Raw genomic sequence first — 4358 nt, forward strand, 5'->3', positions numbered from 1 at the left:
GGACATGGTATCTTAATTTTAATCTTACCCAAAACTAATGTAAGATTACACATATGCAAATGTATAATTGGCAATATGATTAAAGAAGTCGGTAAGGATGGATAAATTGTCGGTGAAAAAGTTGCTACACCGCAGGCTCTTGCTGGCTTAAACAATGGAAACTACCCAAACCCCAAATAATGTCTGTTGAATCTATACCGATCACTTTCCTGTCGGGAAAGCAGCCTTGCAAAATATCAAGCGCTTTATCGTCATGGTGCGAGCGATAGGTAGGCACTACAACTGCAGCGTTACCAATGTAAAAATTAGCGTATGATGCAGGCAGGCGCTGGCCATCATAAATAACCGGCTCGGGCATTGGCAGCTCAACAATGTTCAATTGCTTGCCGTTAAGCAGGCGCATGGTTTTAAGGGTTTGCAGGTTTTCCTGCAGTATATGGTAGTTTTCGTCGTTCTTGTTTTGTTCAACCATGGTAACTACGGTGTCGGTATTTACAAAGCGGGTAATATCATCAATATGGCCATCGGTATCATCGCCAACAATGCCATCGCCCAACCAAAGAATTTGCTCAACACCATAATAATTTTGCAGGTAACCTTCAATTTGCTGCTGGTTTAAGTGCGGGTTGCGGTTCTTATTAAGCAGGCAGGCAGTAGTAGTTAACAAAGTGCCCGCGCCGTTAAAATCAACCGAGCCGCCTTCCATTACAATGCCGGGATGGTAAACAGGCAGGTTAAAGCGTTCGCCAATTTTGGTAGGGATAACATCATCCAGATCATACGGAGGATATTTATCGCCCCAGGCATTGTAACCCCAGTCAACTATCACTTTTTCTTTGGTTTCGTAGTTCACCAAAAACGCCGGACCATGGTCACGGCACCATGCATCATTAGTACCAAATTCAAAGAGCTCAACCTTGCTCAAATCGGCACCAACTATCTGCAATTGCAGCTTTACAAAGGCGGCCATTTGCTCATCAACCACGTTAATGCGCACTATCTCGCCTTCGGTAAGCACTTTAATAAACTCGGCATACTTACCATAAATCATCCCCAGTTTTCCCGGCCACGAAGCCTCTTTATGCGGCCAGCTCAACCATGTAGCAGTATGCGGTGCCCATTCGGCAGGGAAGTGGAAACGGTAGGGGAAGTTAGTAGTATCCATTGTTTATGGTTGATAGTTGGTAATGGTAGAAAAATATTTGAAACCGTCATTGCGAGGAACGAAGCAATCTCCCGATAGCTATAGTGTTTAGGCACAGTCCTGAGATTGCTTCGTTCCTCGCAATGACGCGTGGGGATATTGTCGGTTAATTAATCCTCGTCTATTAAACGTTTTGTAATTGGCTGATATGAATCTATACGTCGATCTCTCAGGAACGGCCAGTGGCTTCTGTAGTAATCAGATTTAGCCAGGTCAAGCTCCATTACTACAACTTCTTCCTTGTCAACAGTGGTTTGGTGCATTAAAGCGCCAAACGGATTAGCGACAAATGAACCGCCCCAGAATTTTACGCCAGCCTCTTCACCCACACGGTTTACGCTTACCACATATACGCCGTTTGCAACAGCATGTGAGCGTTGTATGGTTTGCCACGCGTTGTATTGCTCGGTGTTGGTAGCCTCGTCCTGTGTGGTCGCCCAGCCTATAGCAGTTGGGTAAAACAGTATTTCGGCACCCATTAAAGCGGTAATGCGGGCAGCCTCCGGGTACCATTGGTCCCAGCAAATGAGCACGCCTATTGTTGCAAATTTGGTTTTGAAAACCTTGTAACCCAAATCGCCGGGGGTAAAGTAAAATTTCTCATAAAAGCCTGGATCATCAGGGATGTGCATTTTGCGGTATTTACCCAGGTACTTGCCATCGGCATCTAAAACCGCGGTAGTGTTATGGTAAACCCCTTGCGCGCGTTTCTCAAACAGGGAGGCGATAATTACCACACCCAGTTCGGCAGCAACAGCCGATAAAGCATCGGTTGACGGGCCGGGGATAGATTCTGCCAATGCAAAATTGTCGTAATCCTCTACATCACAAAAATAAAGCGATGTAAAAAGCTCCTGCAGGCAAACTATCTGCGCACCTTTAGCGGCAGCTTCCCTAACTTTAACAATAGCTTTGTCCAGGTTTTCCTGTTTGTTTGCAGTGCAGCTCATTTGCACCAGCCCTACTTGTACTTTACCCATAGCAATAGAAATTTGCGCAAATTTACCTTTATTTTAGAGATTGAAGAACAGCGATCAACGATTAGTTAATGAACGGCTTAAAAATTACTTATTCCTGATAGGCGCCGGTTAAACTACAATTGCTTAAGTGTTAAGTTTTGTTAACTATTCACTAACTCCAAATCAACTAATCACTAAATTATTACCTTTGCACCTGAATGAAAGACTTAATACAAACAGAGGTAGAGGAAACCGAAAGAGCGGTTAAGCCCAAAACCTGGAAAGATACCCTGTGGAGTGTTGCCAAAGTGGTACTTAAATTTGCGGTAACCTCTGTGTTATTGTATTTTGTATTTAGAAAAGTACCGTTAGAAAAAGTAAAACTACGGCTTATACATGCTAATTACTGGTGGATGTTTGCAGCGCTGGTAAGCTTTTTTATTTCTATGATCATATCATCATGGCGGTTATCAAGCTTCTTCAAATCCATTAAATTAAAGCTCGACCCCAGATTTAATTTCCGTTTATACCTGCTTGGCCTGTTCTATAACTTCCTGTTGCCGGGTGGCATTGGGGGAGATGGTTATAAAATATACCTGCTTAATAAAACGTATAAATTGCCGGCAAAAAAAGTATTCTGGGCAATAATGTTTGATAGGCTAAGCGGTTTGTGGGCAATAGGTTTAATCATAGTAGCCCTTATATTTCTGATACCGCAGATAGATATTCATATGGGTATCCCGTTAAGCATATTTGTTGGTGGGTCAATTGTATATTACTTTGTTGCTTATAAGTTTTTCAGGGAATATACACACTACTTTTTTCCGGCGCATTTAAAAGCGGTGGCGGTACAAAGCCTGCAATTATTAGCTATTGTATTTATAATGATAGGGCAGGACTTTACCGGTAAATACTCACCCTATCTGTTGTCATTTTTAATATCGGCTTTAGCCACTATCATCCCAATTAGTATAGGTGGGGCGGGGATCCGCGAAACTGTTTTCTTGCAGTTAACAAAGGTATTCCCGATGGATGAAAGCCTTGCCACTTTTTTACCCGGGTCGTTTTATATTATCTCTTTGATTGTTGCTTTATTAGGGATTTACTATGTTGTACGCCCAAGCCGTTTAGAAGAGGGTTTGACAAAGGCAGAAGTTAATTTGGAAATTGATGACAAATAAAGTATAATATTTGCTCTCTTATTTTTAACTCCCAATAAAAGGAAATTCTTCTGCAATTTCTCTGATACAATTCCTTTTTAACTACACGTTATTTCCTAATTTTGCGTTTCTTAAATAAACCTGAAAAGTTAAGGAATGAGCGATTTTAATGATTTTAATAACCCGCAGGTTGCGGCATTGCCCCGCCATTTAAAACAGTTTATTGTTAACCAGCATTATGAACATTATACCCCGGTTGACCACGCTGTTTGGCGCTATGTTATGCGGCAAAATTACAGCTATCTTAAAGATATTGCCTACTACCCGTATATCCCCGGACTAAAAAAAGCAGGGCTCACCATTGAGAAGATCCCCGATCTGCAGGACATGAACAATGCACTGGCAAAAATTGGCTGGGGCGCTGTTACGGTTGATGGTTTTATACCACCTGCCGCTTTTATGGAATACCAGGCTTACCGGGTGCTGGTTATTGCAGCAGATATCCGCCAGTTAAAACATATTGAATATACACCCGCACCAGATATTATACATGAATCTGCCGGGCATGCGCCTATTATTGCCGATAAGGATTATCACGAGTATCTGAGTTATTTTGGATCGATAGGGGCTAAAGCGATGTTCAGCGCGCGCGATTTTGAATTGTACGAGGCCATAAGGGCATTATCGATATTAAAAGAAATGCCCGATGCGGATGAAGCCGAAATAAAAAAGGCCGATGACCTGGTTGCCTGGTATCAGGACAATATGGGCGAACCATCTGAAATGGCCCTGTTAAGCCGCCTGCACTGGTGGACAGTAGAATATGGATTGATAGGTACACTCGAAAATCCAAAGATCTACGGTGCAGGGCTGCTCTCATCAATTGGTGAAAGCGCCAGTTGCATGCAGGAGCAGGTTAAGAAACTGCCCTATACTATTGACGCGATAAAATACAGTTACGATATCACCAAAACACAGCCACAGTTATTTGTTACCCCAACTTTCCAAAATTTGATAGATGTGCTGGAGGAATTT

4 protein-coding genes are annotated in these 4358 nt (G+C 42.6%); 2 read left to right on the forward strand and 2 right to left on the reverse strand.

Translation table 11 applies throughout. The features are described 5' to 3' along the window. Positions 1-124: 124 nt before the first annotated feature. Entirely contained in the window at positions 125-1165 is a 1041-nt protein-coding gene (locus tag WC743_RS27945) for an agmatine/peptidylarginine deiminase (RefSeq protein WP_373016844.1), read from the reverse strand. A 149-nt stretch (positions 1166-1314) separates the two neighbouring features. Then, positions 1315-2184, reverse strand: a complete 870-nt coding sequence (locus tag WC743_RS27950) for a carbon-nitrogen hydrolase (RefSeq protein WP_373016845.1) — start codon at positions 2182-2184, stop codon at positions 1315-1317. 197 nt (positions 2185-2381) lie between these two features. On the opposite strand from WC743_RS27950, the gene WC743_RS27955 reads away from it, so the two are divergent. Together WC743_RS27955 and WC743_RS27960 are read left to right on the forward strand one after the other, a co-directional pair. Further along, positions 2382-3344 (forward strand): lysylphosphatidylglycerol synthase transmembrane domain-containing protein, encoded by a 963-nt coding sequence (locus WC743_RS27955; RefSeq protein WP_373016846.1) that lies wholly within the window; start codon positions 2382-2384, stop codon positions 3342-3344. 135 nt (positions 3345-3479) lie between these two features. Continuing rightward, positions 3480-4358, forward strand: an 879-nt coding sequence (locus tag WC743_RS27960) for an aromatic amino acid hydroxylase (RefSeq protein WP_373016847.1), incomplete at its 3' end; no start/stop codon positions are given.

Source organism: Mucilaginibacter sp. (assembly GCF_041660805.1).
In the GTDB taxonomy this organism is placed as follows: domain Bacteria; phylum Bacteroidota; class Bacteroidia; order Sphingobacteriales; family Sphingobacteriaceae; genus Mucilaginibacter.

Excerpts from the sequence above, each read along its gene's own strand:
- WC743_RS27945 (WP_373016844.1), bottom strand. The coding sequence starts at position 1,165 with ATGGATACTACTAACTTCCCCTACCGTTTCCACTTCCCTGCCGAATGG.
- WC743_RS27950 (WP_373016845.1), bottom strand. The coding sequence starts at position 2,184 with ATGGGTAAAGTACAAGTAGGGCTGGTGCAAATGAGCTGCACTGCAAAC.
- WC743_RS27955 (WP_373016846.1), top strand. The coding sequence starts at position 2,382 with ATGAAAGACTTAATACAAACAGAGGTAGAGGAAACCGAAAGAGCGGTT.